Consider the following 14,026-nt stretch of genomic DNA (forward strand, 5'->3'; position numbering starts at 1 on the left):
CGCTCCACCACACGTATGCGACCTACACGGCGGGGCGCCGCTCGGAGACCGGGCCGGTGCCCCGCAGCTGACCGATCAACTCCCGTACGACAGCGGTGCCGTTGAGGCTCAGCACCGACTCCGGGTGGAACTGCACGCCGGCGACTGCACTCCTGGGCGCGCCTCCGGCACGACGTCTCCCGCGCAGCCCGTGCACCTCCCCGCTGTCACTGCGGCTGACCTCGACACCGTGCGCCGCCAGCTCCGCCGCACGCTCGTCGTCGCAGTGCGCCACGAAGCTGTTGTAGAAGCCGACGGTCTCCGTCCGCCCGAAGAGCTCGATCTCCGTCTGCGCGCCCTGGTACGGGACTTCCTTCCGTACGATCTCCAGGCCCAGCTCCGCCGCGATCAGCTCATGCCCGAGACAGACACCGAGCACGCCGTGCGGGTGGCTGCCGAGCACTTCGGCGGTGAGCCCGCGCAGGAACGCCATCTTGGGATCGGCCGTGTCCGAGGGATCACCCGGACCGGGGCCCAGGATCAACGGCCCCTCGTGCGTCAGAACCGCCTCCCGCAATCCCGGCTCGTCGTACCGCCGCACGGACACCTCAAGACCCGACGAACGCAGCAGATGCGCGAGCATCGCCGTGAAGGTGTCCTCCCCGTCGACGACCAGCGCATGGCCCTCCAACTCGGCCGAACGCTCCTGCATCCGCAGCCAGAACGGCGCCAGCGAGGACCGCCGCCCGTCGAGCGCGGCCCGCACCCGCGGGTCGTCGGCCAGCCTCGGCCGTACGCGCTCCTCGGGCCGCCTTCCCGGACGTACCCCCAGCGCGGCCAGCACCCCCGCCGCCTTCGCATGCGTCTCGGCGACCTCGCTCGCCGGATCGGAGCCGCGTACGAGCGTGGCGCCGACCGGCACCCGCAGCCGTCCCCCCGCGTCGATGTCCGCGGTACGGATCAGGATGGGGGAGTCGAGGGTCTGGGCGCCGCCGGAGTCGCGGCCGACGAGCGCCAAGGCCCCGGCGTAGTACCCGCGGCCCCCCACCTCGTGCCGCTCGATCACCCGGCAGGCGTTCTGCACCGGCGACCCGGTGACGGTCGCCGCGAACATGGTCTCGCGCAGGACGTCGCGCACATCGAGCGACGACCGCCCCCTCAACTCGTATTCCGTGTGCGCGAGATGAGCCATCTCCTTCAGCCGCGGCCCGATGACGACCCCGCCCATGTCGCCGACCGTGCACATCATCTTGAGCTCTTCGTCGACGACCATCGACAGCTCCTCGATCTCCTTGCCGTCGGAGAGGAAGTCCAGCAGATCCTCGGGGGTCGGCCCTTCGGCCGGATAGCGATACGTCCCGCTGATCGGGTTCATGACCACCGTCCCGCCCGACATCCGGACATGCACCTCGGGGCTCGCACCGACAAGCGTCCGCTCCCCGGTGTGCACGACGAACGTCCAGTACGCACCCCGCTCGCCCTCCAGCAGCCGCCGGAACAGCGCAAGCGCGTCCGCCCTGCCGAAGCCGGGGATCTCCCCCTCGTACGTGCGCCGGATGACGAAGTTCGCGCCCTCGCCCTGTCCGATCTCCTCGCGCAGCACGCGCCCGACGATCTCCGCGTACTCCTCGTCATCGACGTCGAAGCCACCGCCCGTCACCTTCACGTCGTGTGCGGGCAGCTGGGACAGGGCCTGGTCCAGGGGGAGTTCGTACGCCTCCTCGGGGGTCAGCACCGTGAGCGGCGTACCGTCGTCGCGGACGTCGAAGCCGCGCTCGCGGATCTGGCGGAAGGGGATGAGGGCCAGGCCCTCGTCGGGGATGTCGGCGAGACGGTCGTACGTGGTGACCGGGCCGAGCAGGACTTCTACGGTGTCGTGGTCGTGTCCGGGGGTACGGCGACGCAGCAGCGCGAACGGGCGGTCGTCGTGCAGGAGCCGGGCCAGGTCCATGGGTTCCTCTTCATCGTGATCGTCAGTGATCGTCGGTGATCGGGAGGAACGGCCCTGGTCGTGAAAACACTGAAGGCCGCCCCTCGGGCGGCCTTCGCGAAGTCTTGCGTACGCGCAGTCAGTGGGCCGCCGGGTGAGCGGTCCACCACCAGTTCTGGTTCTGGGTCGAGTGCGCGAACATGTGCGGCACCTTATCCCATGTAGAGGGCCGGTCGCGGGCGTACTCCACCCCGTCTGATCCGTCTCATCAGTCGAGCGGGACGAAAATCAGTCGACACGACCCCGTAATGTTTACGAGGTGACCGTGAACGCTGATACCCGAGCCGTCGCCGCCCAAGCGACCTGGCGAGACCTGCCCGCGGCGCAGCAGCCCGACTACCCCGATGCCGAGGCCCTGCGCGAAGTGATCGCCGAGCTGGCGAGCTATCCGCCACTCGTCTTCGCGGGCGAGTGCGACCAGCTGCGCGCCCGGATGGGAGCCGTCGCCAAGGGCGAGGCGTTCCTCCTTCAGGGCGGCGACTGCGCGGAGAGCTTCGACGCCGTCGGCGCCGAGCACATCCGGGCCAAGCTGAAGACGCTTCTCCAGATGGGCGCCGTCCTCACGTACGCGGCCTCCGTGCCGGTCGTGAAGGTGGGCCGTATCGCCGGCCAGTACTCCAAGCCGCGCTCCAAGCCGACCGAGACCCGCGACGGCGTGACCCTGCCGACCTACCGCGGTGACTCCGTCAACGGCTTCGAGTTCACCGAGGCCGCCCGCATCCCGGACCCCGAGCGCCTGAAGCGGATGTATAACGCCTCCGCCTCCACGCTGAACCTGGTGCGCGCCTTCACCACCGGCGGCTACGCCGACCTGCGCCAGGTGCACGCCTGGAACCAGGACTTCGTGAAGTCGTCCCCCTCCGGGCAGCGCTACGAGCAGCTGGCGCGCGAGATCGACCAGGCGCTGAACTTCATGCACGCCTGCGGGGCCGACCCGGAGGAGTTCAAGACCGTCGAGTTCTACTCCTCGCACGAGGCACTGCTGCTCGACTACGAGTCGGCGCTGACCAGGGTCGATTCCCGTACGGGCCACCTGTACGACGTCTCGGCCCACATGGTGTGGATCGGTGAGCGCACCCGACAGATGGACGGCGCGCACATCGAGTTCGCCTCGAAGATCCGCAACCCGATCGGGATCAAGCTGGGCCCGACGACGACGGCCGAGGACGCGCTGCAGTACATCGAGCGCCTGGACCCGGACCGCGAGCCGGGTCGGCTGACCTTCATCGTCCGCATGGGCGCCGACAAGGTCCGCGACAAGCTGCCCGAGCTGGTCGAGAAGGTCACCGCCTCGGGCGCGACCGTCGCCTGGATCACCGACCCGATGCACGGCAACACCTACGAGGCGGCCTCCGGTCACAAGACCCGCCGCTTCGACGACGTACTCGACGAGGTCAAGGGTTTCTTCGAGGTCCACAAGGAGCTGGGCACGCACCCGGGCGGCATCCACGTCGAGCTCACCGGTGACGATGTCACCGAGTGCGTGGGCGGCGGCGACGAGATCTTCGTCGACGATCTGCACCAGCGCTACGAGACGGCCTGCGACCCGCGTCTGAACCGCAGCCAGTCCCTGGATCTGGCCTTCCTGGTGGCGGAGATGTACCGCGACCAGTAGTGGTTCGGTCGTTGCACAAGGCAGGCGATGGGGCGCGGATCACATACGATCCGCGCCCCATCCCACTTTTAAGACGGACGCCCGACGGGTAAGGTTAGGTTTGCCTCACCGATAAATCTGCTGATAAGTCGGGATGGCGCTACCTGTCCGTCCCGCTTCTCTCCCGTCGGGTGGTGAACCGCGTGTACGTCTGCAACTGCTTCGGTGTCACCGAGGCGCAGGTGAGGAAGCACGCGGAAGCCGGTGCCTGCACGCCACGCCAAATCGCGTCCGCCTGCAAGGCGGGCACGGACTGCGGTTCCTGCGTACGACGCATTCAGGCACTGCTGGGCCGGGGCGCGTGCCGCACCGAGGTGGCCGACCAGGCGCAGCCCGCTCTCTCCGGAGTCTCGGAGCTGGACGAAGCCGCTTAAGCATGAAGCTGCGTAGGTGTGCAGCTGCTCAGCTGTCCGGCTGCTCGATGAGCTGGGCGATGTAGAGCGCCTCGCCGAGTTTCTCCACCAGTTCCAGCTGGGTGTCCAGATAGTCGATGTGGTGCTCCTCGTCCGCGAGGATCGACTCGAAGATGTTCGCGGACGTGATGTCGCCCTTGTTCCGCATCACCTCGATACCGCGCCTGAGGCGGTCGATCGCCTCGACCTCGACCTGCCGGTCCGCCTTGAACATCTCGGTGACCGTCTGTCCGACCCGGACGTGGAAGAGCCGCTGGTAGTTCGGCAGGCCCTCCAGGAAGAGGATTCGGTCGGTGAGCACCTCCGCGTGCTTCATCTCGTCGAACGATTCGGCCCGGGTGTATTTCGCGAGCTTTGTCCAGCCGAAGTTCTCCTGCATCTTCGCGTGCAGGAAGTACTGGTTGATCGCGGTCAGTTCGGCGGTCAACTGCTCGTTGAGGAATTCGATGACCTCGGGGTCGCCCTGCATTGCAGAGGCTCCTTCCACGCGGGGGGACTGGCGGAATGCGCCGCATAATTCCACCGGCATCAGAGGCCGTCCAGTAAGTGCAGGCTTAGTAGCAGATGCCCGAATCGGGACAGGCCTGGTCATCTGCACCGACTCCGGTCTGTCAGGATGGAGACATGGGTCAGCCGGTGGAGCGTGAATCTGGAGGAGCGGCGCAGTCGGAGCTTCCGCCGGGGCAGCGACTGCAGCGCGGCTGGCCGGTTACGCACTACGGGCCCGTTCCCAAGTTCCGGCCCGAGCGCTGGGAGTTCAGGGTCTTCGGCGCCACCGCCGACGGAGAAAAGCACTGCTGGAACCACGAGGAGTTCTCGGCCCTGCCGTATACCACGGTCATGGCCGATCTGCACTGCGTGACGAAGTTCAGCATGCTCGGGGCCGAATGGGGCGGCATCCCGGCCCGTACGCTCCTGGAGATCGCCCCGCCCGCGGCCGGCGTCACGCATGTGATGGTCTGGGCGGAGTACGGCTTCAGCTCGAATCTCCGCCTCACCGACTTCGCCTCCGAGCGCACGATCTTCGCCACCCACAAGGACGGCGAACTCCTCACCGCGGAACACGGCTTCCCGCTGCGCCTGGTGGTGCCTCATCTGTACGCCTGGAAGGGCCCCAAGTGGGTCCGCGGCATCGAGTACATGACCGCCGACCGCCGCGGCTTCTGGGAGGAACGCGGCTACCACAACATCGGCGACCCCTGGCGCGAACAGCGCTACTCGTACCAGGAGGAGCCTGGGGACGGCCCAGAGCTCTGAGTCCTGGCCGGTCCTCAGGTCCTCAGCCGTCCCGCAGCTTCTTCAGCCGCTCCACATCTGCCGCGTGGCCCTCCTTGCCGCCGGGCGTCTCGATGATCAGGGGCACGTTCTCGGTGGCCGGGTGGGTCATCAGGGCGCGGAAAGGGTCCTCGCCGATGTGGCCGGCGCCGATGTTGGCGTGGCGGTCCTTGTGGGCGCCGACGACGTCCTGGGAGTCGTTGGCGTGGATCAGTTTCAGCCGGCCCTCGCCGATCGTGTCCACCAGCAGATCGAGGGTCTGGTGCGTTCCGGTGGGGCCGGTGAGGTCGTGGCCCGCCGCGAAGATGTGGCAGGTGTCCAGGCAGACGCCGAGCTTCGGGTGGGCGTCGAGTGCCTCGAAGTACGGGCCGAAGTCCCAGGTCCGGGAGCACAGGGAAGCGCCCTGGCCCGCGGTCGACTCGATCAGCAGGTCCGGGTCGTCGTCGTGGGTCAGCTCGTCGAGCAGGGGCAGCAGATGCTCGCGCACCTGCTTCAGCGCGACCGCCCGCGTCCGCCCACCGGTCGCCGAACCGGTGTGTACGACGACTCCCCGCGCCCCGATCGCACGCCCCCGCCGCAGCGAGTGCCGCAGCGACTCCACGGATCGCACCACAGTCGCCTCGGTGTGTGAGCCGAGGTTGATCAGATAGGGCGCGTGCACGTACGCCGAGATCGACCCTGCGGCGCAGGCCGCGCGGAACTCCTCGTCCTGCCGCGGATTCCCCGGCGGGGTCGCCCAGCCGCGCGGGTTGGCGACGAAGACCTGGACGGTCTCGGCGGCCAGGTCACGCGCATACGACAGGCCTACGGAGGCGAGGCCGCCGGCCACGGGGACGTGGCTGCCGACGGGGTTGCGGGACTGCTGAGCGCTCACCCCTCCAGGGTGTCACGGCGTCCTGCGCACCCTGTCGGCGGATACCGCCCGGCCCTGCCGACCTGCCGTCACTCGATCTCGATGGTGATCTCTGAGCCCTTCGGCGCCGTGTCGCCACCGGTCACCGACTGGCTCTTGACCGTGTCCCCGAAGAGCCCGAGGAAGCCCCGGTCCTCCTTGACCTCGAAGCCGGCGGCCTCCAGCTTCCGCTTGGCGTCGTCGACCTTGTCGCCCACCACGTCCGGGACCTCGATCTGCTCCGGGCCCTTGGAGATCGTCAGGGTGACGGTGTCGCCCTCGCCCAGCTGCCGGTCGGGGGACGGCGACTGCTGGGCGACCTGGCCCGCGTCGAACTCGGAGTTGATCTGCTCGGGGGCGATCTCGACCTTCAGGCCTGCGTCCTGGAGCTCCTGCCGCGCGTCGGCGAGTTCGTCGCCCGTGACGTCCGGTACGTCCACCGGGCTGCCCTTGCTGATGATGAGCGCGATGGCGGAGCCCGCGCGGCGCGTGGTGCCCGTATCCGGATCCGTGCTGATCACATAGCCGAAGGGGACCTCCTCACTGAAGTCCCTGGCGATCATGCCCGCCTTCAGGCCCTCGTCCTTCAGCCGCGCCCTGGCCTCGTCCAGCGCGTAGCCCTTCACATTCGGCACCCGTACGGTCTCGGGGCCCCTGGAGATCGTCAGAGACACCGGGTCGTTGTCACGGATCCGGGCGCCCGCCTCGGGATCGCTGCTGATGACCGTGCCGCGCTCGACGGTGTCGCTGTACTCGCGCTCGACCTGCCCCACATCGAGCCCGGCGCTCTCGAGCCGGTCCTCGGCCTTCGCCTCGGTCATCGCGAGCAGCGGCGGGACCTTGGTGAACTGGCCGGAGTTGATGTACCAGACACCCGCGCCGAGGCCGAGGACCAGCAGCACGGCGGCGACGATCGCGAGCATGCCGCGCCGGGGGCGCGGGGTGCGGGTACGGCGGCGCGAGGGAGGGTCGTCGGGGGGCGGGGTCTGAAGGATGCTCGTGTGGTGCAGCCCGCGATCGCCGTCGTCCTCGTTCACGGGGAGCGGCCGTGGCACGGACAGCGAGCGCGGGATCACGCTCGTGCGGTCCTCGCCGATGTCATGGTCCTCGTTGATCGCCTGCGGCGGCACTGCGTCCAGTTGCTCGGCGGTCAGCCCGCTGCGTGCGTTCCGGGCCTGCGCGAGCAGCGCCACCGCGTCGTGCGGACGTACGTCCGGAGTGCGCGCGGTCGCCGACGCGACCAGTTCGTCGAGCTCGTAGGGCAGGCCCGGCACCTCCGCCGACGGCGGCGGTACGTCCTCATGGAGGTGCTTGTAGAGCACCGCCGCGGGCGAGTCCGCGAGGTGCGGCCGGTCGCCGGTCAGCATTTCGTAGAGGACGATTCCGCAGGCGTACACGTCGACCCGTGGATCGGCCGTGCCGTGTTCTATCTGCTCCGGGGCCAGATACGACACCGTGCCAAGCACGGACCCTGTGGTGTTGGTGACCGTGTCCACAGCTCGTACGAGGCCGAAATCGGCCACCTTGACCCGGCCGTCGTCCCCTATCAGGACGTTCTCCGGCTTCATGTCACGGTGCACGAACCCGGCGCGGTGCGCGGCGCCGAGCGCGGCGAGCACCGGCTCCAGGATGTCCAGCGCTGCCCGCGGCTGCAGGGCGCCGCGCTCGCGCAGTACGTCCCTCAGAGTGCACCCGGCGATGTACTCCATGGCGAGGTAGACGTACGGCCCGTCGGTCCCCTGGTCGAAAATCTGCACCACATTGGGGTGTGCAAGGCGGGCCACCGACTTGGCCTCGCGGATGAACCTGTCGACGAACGTGGCGTCGGCAGCCAGTGTGGGATGCATCACCTTGAGCGCGAGCACGCGGTCCAGACGGGTGTCCACGGCCCTGTAGACCGTGGCCATCCCGCCGACCGCGATCCGTGCGTCGATGCGGTAGCGGCCGTCGAGCACCTGCCCGACCAACGGGTCCTGAAGGGTCGTATCCACGCAGGTGAGTGTACGAGCCGACACTGTCAACGCTGCGGGATCGGTTGAGATCGGGGCGGTCCTGAAGCGGAGCTGTGACGTATTCCATATCGCGGGTGGGGGTTGCCTCCGGCGGTTGGGCGGCTGCGGGTTGGTGGGTGGCTGGTCGCGCCGTTCCCCGCGCCCCTTGGGTGGGTGGTGGGTGCGGGGTCGTGGGCCGGTGCGTCAGCCCGTCGCAGGGCGGGCATACGGCCCTGGGCCGGTACAAGGCCCTGGTCCTCCGAGACCGGACCTAAGCGACGGGCATACGACGCACCGGCCCACGACCCCTCCCGCCGGAGGGAGGGCGCGGGGTTCGTCGGGGTGCGGGCTTCCCCGGGGCGCCCGGGTAGGCGCAGGCTTTTAGGGGCGCGGGGAACTGCGCGACCAGCCACGACGCACCCGCAGCCGCGACACGACATGTCACCCCACCCCCTTGCGGGGGGCCTGGGGGCGCAGCCCCCAGTTCCGGGAAGGGGCGGGACTGGGGAAAGAAAACCCTCTCCCCACCCACCGCAACTCAGAAGGCCGGCCTCTCCGGATCCAGCCGAGCCAAACCCTCCGCAGGAGACGACGGCGAGGCGAAGTGGCGGCGAGGGATGCGGCCGGCGAGGCGAGCCAACCGCCCCGCCTCCACCGCGTGCTTCATGGCCTCAGCCATCAGCACCGGCTCCTGCGCCCGAGTCACGGCAGACGCGAGCATCACACCGGCGCACCCCAGCTCCATGGCAAGGGCGGCATCGGAAGCCGTACCGGCCCCCGCGTCCAAAATGACCGGCACGCGCGCGTGCTCGACGATCAGCTGGAAGTTGTGCGGGTTCCGGATCCCGAGCCCGGACCCGATGGGCGACCCGAGCGGCATGATCGCGGCGCAGCCCACGTCCTCCAGCTTTCGCGCGAGTACAGGGTCGTCGTTCGTGTACGGCAGGACTGTGAAGCCGTCGTCGACGAGGGTCTCGGCCGCGTCGAGCAGCTCGATCGGATCGGGCAGCAGCGTGCGCTCGTCGGCGATGACCTCCAGCTTCACCAGCGAGGTACCAAGTGCTTCGCGAGCGAGCCGGGCCGTCAGGACGGCCTCCCCGGCGGTGTAGCAGCCGGCCGTGTTCGGCAGGACACGGATGCCGAGCCGGTCGAGTACGGAGAGCACCGAACCGTGCACGGAAGCGTTTACGCGCCGCATCGCGACCGTCGTCAGCTCCGTGCCGGACGCGACGAGCGAACGCTCCAGCACGTCGAGGCTGGGCGCGCCGCCGGTGCCCATGATGAGGCGGGACGTGAAGGACGTACCGCCGATGAGGAACGGGTCGTCGGCCATGGGTCAGCCTCCTTGGACGGCGGTGAGGACCTCGACGCGGTCTCCCTCGGAGAGGGATGTGTTCGGCCACTGCGCGCGCGGGACGACGGTTTCGTTGAGCGCGGCGGCGACCCCGGAGGGCGCGGTGGTGAGGGTGGCGACCAGCGTGCCGAGGGCGGTGTCGGCGGCGATCTCCTGTCGCTCACCGTTGACGAAGACGTTGATGACGAAGACGTTCATACGGGCTGCTCCGTGCGGGCCGTACTGAAGCGCTTGGGCGTGAACGGGCGGGCCTCCTCCGGGAGTTCGCCGGTGGTCAGCAGGTGAGCCATGGCGTCGCCCGTGACGGGGGTGAGCAGGACGCCGTTGCGGTAGTGACCGGTGGCCAGGAGCAGGCCGTCCAGTTCCGTCGGGCCGAGCAGGGGCGCGTTGTCGGGGGAGCCGGGGCGCAGTCCCGCGCGGGTCTCGGTGAGCGGGAGTTCGGTGATGCCGGGGATCAGTTCGTGGGCGTCGCGCAGCAGTTCGTACACGCCGCCCGCGGTCACCGTCGTGTCCCAGCCCTGTTCCTCGCTGGTCGCGCCGACGACCAGTTCGCCGTTCTCACGCGGCACCAGGTACACATGGCTGCCCCGGACGACGGCCCGTACGGTGCGGCTCAGGAACGGCGCGTACCGCTTCGGCACGGTCAGCCGCAGTACCTGGCCCTTCACCGGCCGTACGGGCGGCAGCACGGCGTCGGGAACGTCCGCGAGCCGCCCGCTGAGGCTGCCCGCGGCGAGGACGACCTGGTCCGCGGTCAGTTCGGTGCCGTCGGTGGTGACGACTCCGGCGGCCCGGTCACCTGCGACGCTGAGCCGCTCCGCCCAGACCCGGTGGAAGGCCACCCCGGCCCGCTCGCACGCCGTGACCAGCGCCTTGGCGAGCCGCCGCGGATCGATCTGGTGATCGCCGTCGACTCTGAGCCCCCCGCGCACGCCCGGCGCGAGCATCGGCTCCAGGCGCCGGCACTCGCGTCCGCTCAGCCACTCCGACTCCAGGCCCGACCGGGCTTGCAGGGTGTGCAGTTCGCGCAGATGGGCGCGGTCGTCGGCGTCCAGCGCGACGGCGAGCGCGCCGCACCGGCGGTAGCCGAGGTCCACGCCCGTCGCCTCGGTGAGCTCGGTGGCGAACTCCGGGTAGCGCCGGGCGGAGGCCAGGTTCAGGCCGAGCAGGGTCTGCTCGCCGTAGTGGAGTTCGGTGACGGGGGCCAGCATCCCGGCGGCCACCTGGGCCGCTCCGCCGCCGGGTTCGGGGTCCACGAGTGCGGTGGCGAAGCCGCGTTGTGCGGCCCGCCAGGCGGTCACCAGGCCGATGACTCCGCCCCCGACGACCAGGACGTCTGATGTGCTTGACGACGCGTGCGATGCGACCGATGTACGCGACATGGGCGTCCAGCCCCTCCCTTCGCCGGCATGACCCGGATCAGGTTCGTACGGTCGGAGGCCGTCCCAGCCTCCCTCTCAGCCCGGTGCGTCCGGACTCCCGCGAGTGCTCTACGTTGGCCACCCTAACTCTTCGTGTCACACCTCAGTAAGGGAGCCGCAGGGCATGGCCGGTTCGCTCGAAGGTCTCGTCCTCGCCCCCGTCGCGGACCAGGCCCCAGGCCAGGTGGGCACGCGCACCCGCTTCACGTACCACGAGAAGGACGGGGAGATCTGGGCCGAGTACTCGGGCGGCGACGTCGTACGCGGCCACCTCGTGGGTACGCGCGAGGGTGACAGTCTCGACTTCCGGTACGTGCAGCTGAAGCGGGACGGGAGCACCTCCTCGGGGCACTGTGTGTCCCGGGTGGTCGAGCTGGCCGACGGGCGGCTGCGCCTGGAGGAGACCTGGGAGTGGGAGTCGCAGGCGGGCAGCGGGACGAGCGTGGTGGAGCAGCTCGCCGACGACCGCTGACGGCGGTGCGGGACGATCGATGGTTGTGCAACACGTCACTGATCGCACCCGCTGACTGACAAAACGTCAGTGTCTATGGTGATCCGGTGAACGAGCAGACGCGGGAACGGAGCCGACCGGCGCGACGACGTGTCGTGATCGTCGGCGCGGGCATGGCCGGCGTGCAGACCGCGGTCGTCCTGCGGGAACAGAGCTTCACCGGCACCGTGACGCTGATCGGCGCGGAGCCGCATCAGCCGTACGACCGCCCGCCGCTCTCCAAGGCCGTCCTGCTCGGCAAGGCCGAGGGCTCCGCCTTCGACGTCGACTTCGAGGCACTGGGCGTCGAGTTGCGCCTGGGACTCGAGGTGACCGGCGTACGCCCCCTCGATCACGAACTCGACACGGCCACGGGGCCCGTTCCGTACGACGTCCTGGTCGTCGCCACGGGCGCGGAACCGATGCGGCTGCCGGGCGCGGAGGGCGTACCGGGCGTGCATCTGCTGCGCACCCTGGACGACGCCGAGCGGCTGCGGCCCGTACTCGCCCGCCAGCACGACATCGTGGTCGTCGGTGCGGGCTGGATCGGTGCCGAGTTCGCCACGGCGGCGCGGGAGGCCGGGTGCGCGGTGACCGTCGTCGAGGCCGCCGACCGGCCGCTCGCCGGAGCGCTGCCCGCCGAGGTGGCGGCCCCCATGGCCGCCTGGTACGCGGACAGCGGCGCCTCATTGCGTACCCACGCGCGCGTGGAGCGCATCGAACCCGGCGTGGTGGTGCTGGACGACGGCTCACGGCTGCCCGCGGGGGCCGTCGTCGTGGGCATCGGGGCGCGGCCCGCCACCGCCTGGCTGACCGGGTCGGGAATCGAGCTCGGCGCCCAGCGCGAGGTGGTCGCGGACGACCACCTGCGTACCTCTGTCCCGGACGTGTACGCGGTCGGCGACTGCGCCTCCTTCCCTTCACGAAGGTATGGCGAGCGTCTTCTGGTCCACCACTGGGACAACGCCCTCCAGGGGCCCCGTACGGTCGCGGCGAACATCATCGGTGAGACGCCCGCCGCGTACGACCCCGTGCCGTACTTCTGGTCCGAGCAGTTCGGCCGCTTCGTCCAGTACGCGGGTCACCACGCGCGCGCGGACGCCACGATCTGGCGCGGCGACCCGACGGGCCCCGCCTGGTCGGTGTGCTGGCTCCGGGAGAACCGGCTGGTCGCCGTGCTCGCGGTAGGGAGGCCCCGGGACCTGGCGCAGGGACGCAAGCTGATCGAGGCCGGTGCCCCGATGAATCCGGACCTGCTGTCGGACCCGTCCCGGCCTCTGAAATCGGCCACTGCGTAGGTTGCCGGGGTCCGGCGAACGGCCCAGGCGGGGCGGCCACGACTTCCGACTGTCAGTCCGGGATGGCACGCTTGATCCCGTGACCGAGATTGACGCAAAAATCGATGCTCTCGTCCCCGCCTGGCTCACCCTCCCCGACATCGCCGAACAGCTCGGCGTCGAGGTGACCCGTGTGCGGCAGCTGGTCAAGGAGGGCCAGCTCATCGCCGTACGCCGTGGTGAGAACCGAGCGCTGCACGTCCCCGCCGCCTTCATCGACGGGGACAAGGTCGTCAAGGGCCTGTCCGGCACCCTGACGCTCCTGAGGGACGACGGCTTCTCCGACGAAGAGATGCTGGAGTGGCTCTTCACCCCCGACCCGAGCCTGCCCGGCACCCCCGCGCAGGCCCTCAGCGAAAACCGCGGTACGGAGGTGAAGCGCCGAGCCCAGGCGCTCGCCGTCTGACCTGAACACACCGTCCCGGCGTACGGGCCGTGCCCCGCACGGCAGGGTCCGTACGCCACCGACAACGGGGGATTCCGCATGCCCGAAGCCACCGCACGCGCACAGCTCGCCGACGCCCGCGTCTACCTCTGCACGGACGCCCGAAAGCGCCAGGGCGACCTCGCCGAGTTCCTGGACGCGGTCCTCGCGGGCGGTGTCGACATAGTGCAGCTGCGCGACAAGGGCATGGAGGCCGCCGAGGAGCTGGAGCACCTCCGGGTGTTCGCCGACGCCTGCGCGCGGCACGGCAAGCTGCTCGCTGTGAACGACCGCGCCGATGTCGCCCACACGGCAGGCGCCGACGTGCTGCACCTGGGCCAGGGTGACCTGCCCGTCCCCGCCGCCCGCGCGATCCTCGGCGACGAGATCCTGATCGGCCGCTCCACACACGCCGAGCCGGAGGCGGCAGCCGCCGCGGTCCAGGACGGCGTGGACTACTTCTGTACGGGTCCCTGCTGGCCTACGCCCACCAAGCCGGGCCGCCATGCGCCTGGCCTGGACCTCGTCCGGTACACGGCCGCGCTCGGCACCGACCGTCCCTGGTTCGCCATCGGCGGCATCGACCTCGGCAACCTCGACGAGGTGCTCGAAGCGGGCGCCCGCCGCGTCGTCGTCGTACGGGCGATCACGGAGGCCGACGATCCGGGCGCGGCGGCCCAGGAGTTCGCGAAACGATTGCGTCACGGTTAGGGCGTTTCTGATGGCTCTTGGACGATGTCTCGGAGCCAGATGACGACGGCCGTGACGGTCAGGGTGCCGTTGAAGATGTAGTCGCGTTTGTCGTA

The 14,026-nt window shown here is 69.9% G+C and carries 15 protein-coding genes and 1 riboswitch; of the genes, 7 read left to right on the forward strand and 8 right to left on the reverse strand.

What is annotated here, in order from left to right; all coding sequences use genetic code 11:
• Nucleotides 1–22 precede the first annotated feature (22 nt).
• Together OP79_RS39080 and OP79_RS58690 are read right to left on the reverse strand one after the other, a co-directional pair.
• Nucleotides 23–1,930, reverse strand: a complete 1,908-nt coding sequence (locus tag OP79_RS39080) for an anthranilate synthase family protein (protein WP_033327416.1) — start codon at nt 1,928–1,930, stop codon at nt 23–25.
• 118 nt (nt 1,931–2,048) lie between these two features.
• Nucleotides 2,049–2,111, reverse strand: coding sequence for a trp operon leader peptide (locus tag OP79_RS58690; protein WP_152788727.1), 63 nt, complete (start codon nt 2,109–2,111; stop codon nt 2,049–2,051).
• A 117-nt stretch (nt 2,112–2,228) separates the two neighbouring features.
• Here OP79_RS58690 and OP79_RS39085 point away from each other — a divergent pair, with 117 nt between their 5' ends.
• Together OP79_RS39085 and OP79_RS39090 are read left to right on the forward strand one after the other, a co-directional pair.
• A complete protein-coding gene (locus OP79_RS39085) occupies nt 2,229–3,584 on the forward strand; it encodes a class II 3-deoxy-7-phosphoheptulonate synthase (RefSeq protein WP_033327418.1) in 1,356 nt (451 codons plus the stop codon).
• Nucleotides 3,585–3,757: 173 nt separating this feature from the next.
• Nucleotides 3,758–3,997, forward strand: a complete 240-nt coding sequence (locus OP79_RS39090) for a (2Fe-2S)-binding protein (protein ID WP_078492286.1) — start codon at nt 3,758–3,760, stop codon at nt 3,995–3,997.
• Between the two features lie 28 nt (nt 3,998–4,025).
• On the opposite strand, the gene bfr is transcribed toward OP79_RS39090, so the two are convergent.
• Nucleotides 4,026–4,505 carry a bacterioferritin gene (bfr, locus tag OP79_RS39095; protein ID WP_033327421.1) on the reverse strand — a complete coding sequence of 160 codons (480 nt, stop codon included), beginning with the start codon at nt 4,503–4,505 and terminating at the stop codon, nt 4,026–4,028.
• Nucleotides 4,506–4,660: 155 nt separating this feature from the next.
• On the opposite strand from bfr, the gene OP79_RS39100 reads away from it, so the two are divergent.
• Nucleotides 4,661–5,293, forward strand: coding sequence for a sulfite oxidase-like oxidoreductase (locus OP79_RS39100; RefSeq protein ID WP_033327422.1), 633 nt, complete (start codon nt 4,661–4,663; stop codon nt 5,291–5,293).
• A 22-nt stretch (nt 5,294–5,315) separates the two neighbouring features.
• On the opposite strand, the gene OP79_RS39105 is transcribed toward OP79_RS39100, so the two are convergent.
• The 5 genes from OP79_RS39105 to thiO all read right to left on the reverse strand — a co-directional run bounded on the left by OP79_RS39105 (nt 5,316) and on the right by thiO (nt 10,930).
• The gene (locus OP79_RS39105) at nt 5,316–6,185 is read right to left on the reverse strand and encodes a deoxyribonuclease IV (protein WP_033327423.1); all 870 of its coding nucleotides are present in this window, start codon (nt 6,183–6,185) and stop codon (nt 5,316–5,318) included.
• Nucleotides 6,186–6,253: 68 nt separating this feature from the next.
• The gene (gene pknB, locus OP79_RS39110; protein WP_033327440.1) at nt 6,254–8,194 is read right to left on the reverse strand and encodes a Stk1 family PASTA domain-containing Ser/Thr kinase; all 1,941 of its coding nucleotides are present in this window, start codon (nt 8,192–8,194) and stop codon (nt 6,254–6,256) included.
• Between the two features lie 538 nt (nt 8,195–8,732).
• A complete protein-coding gene (locus tag OP79_RS39115) occupies nt 8,733–9,527 on the reverse strand; it encodes a thiazole synthase (protein ID WP_033327425.1) in 795 nt (264 codons plus the stop codon).
• Between the two features lie 3 nt (nt 9,528–9,530).
• Nucleotides 9,531–9,731 carry a sulfur carrier protein ThiS gene (gene thiS, locus OP79_RS39120; RefSeq protein ID WP_033327442.1) on the reverse strand — a complete coding sequence of 67 codons (201 nt, stop codon included), beginning with the start codon at nt 9,729–9,731 and terminating at the stop codon, nt 9,531–9,533.
• Between the two features lie 11 nt (nt 9,732–9,742).
• A complete protein-coding gene (thiO, locus tag OP79_RS39125) occupies nt 9,743–10,930 on the reverse strand; it encodes a glycine oxidase ThiO (RefSeq protein WP_033327426.1) in 1,188 nt (395 codons plus the stop codon).
• Nucleotides 10,928–11,041, reverse strand: a riboswitch (TPP riboswitch). (Overlaps the previous gene by 3 nt.)
• Nucleotides 11,042–11,093: 52 nt before the next feature.
• Between thiO and OP79_RS39130 the strand changes: the two genes are divergently transcribed.
• From OP79_RS39130 to thiE, 4 genes are all read left to right on the forward strand, one after another.
• Entirely contained in the window at nt 11,094–11,441 is a 348-nt protein-coding gene (locus OP79_RS39130; RefSeq protein ID WP_033327428.1) for an avidin-fold protein, read from the forward strand.
• 86 nt (nt 11,442–11,527) lie between these two features.
• A complete protein-coding gene (locus OP79_RS39135) occupies nt 11,528–12,757 on the forward strand; it encodes an NAD(P)/FAD-dependent oxidoreductase (RefSeq protein ID WP_078492287.1) in 1,230 nt (409 codons plus the stop codon).
• Between the two features lie 79 nt (nt 12,758–12,836).
• Nucleotides 12,837–13,202 (forward strand): Rv2175c family DNA-binding protein, encoded by a 366-nt coding sequence (locus OP79_RS39140; RefSeq protein WP_033327430.1) that lies wholly within the window; start codon nt 12,837–12,839, stop codon nt 13,200–13,202.
• A gap of 78 nt (nt 13,203–13,280) precedes the next feature.
• Nucleotides 13,281–13,931, forward strand: a complete 651-nt coding sequence (gene thiE / locus OP79_RS39145; protein ID WP_033327432.1) for a thiamine phosphate synthase — start codon at nt 13,281–13,283, stop codon at nt 13,929–13,931.
• Nucleotides 13,932–14,026: the final 95 nt, after the last annotated feature.

This window comes from Streptomyces yerevanensis (assembly GCF_000716805.1).
In the GTDB taxonomy this organism is placed as follows: Bacteria; Actinomycetota; Actinomycetes; order Streptomycetales; family Streptomycetaceae; genus Streptomyces; species Streptomyces flaveus.

What these genes read in the sequence shown, in the direction of transcription:
- OP79_RS39080 (WP_033327416.1), bottom strand. Translation starts at nt 1,930, where the DNA reads ATGGACCTGGCCCGGCTCCTGCACGACGACCGCCCGTTCGCGCTGCTG.
- bfr (WP_033327421.1), bottom strand. Translation starts at nt 4,505, where the DNA reads ATGCAGGGCGACCCCGAGGTCATCGAATTCCTCAACGAGCAGTTGACC.
- OP79_RS39100 (WP_033327422.1), top strand. Translation starts at nt 4,661, where the DNA reads ATGGGTCAGCCGGTGGAGCGTGAATCTGGAGGAGCGGCGCAGTCGGAG.
- OP79_RS39115 (WP_033327425.1), bottom strand. Translation starts at nt 9,527, where the DNA reads ATGGCCGACGACCCGTTCCTCATCGGCGGTACGTCCTTCACGTCCCGC.
- thiO (WP_033327426.1), bottom strand. Translation starts at nt 10,930, where the DNA reads ATGTCGCGTACATCGGTCGCATCGCACGCGTCGTCAAGCACATCAGAC.
- OP79_RS39130 (WP_033327428.1), top strand. Translation starts at nt 11,094, where the DNA reads ATGGCCGGTTCGCTCGAAGGTCTCGTCCTCGCCCCCGTCGCGGACCAG.
- thiE (WP_033327432.1), top strand. Translation starts at nt 13,281, where the DNA reads ATGCCCGAAGCCACCGCACGCGCACAGCTCGCCGACGCCCGCGTCTAC.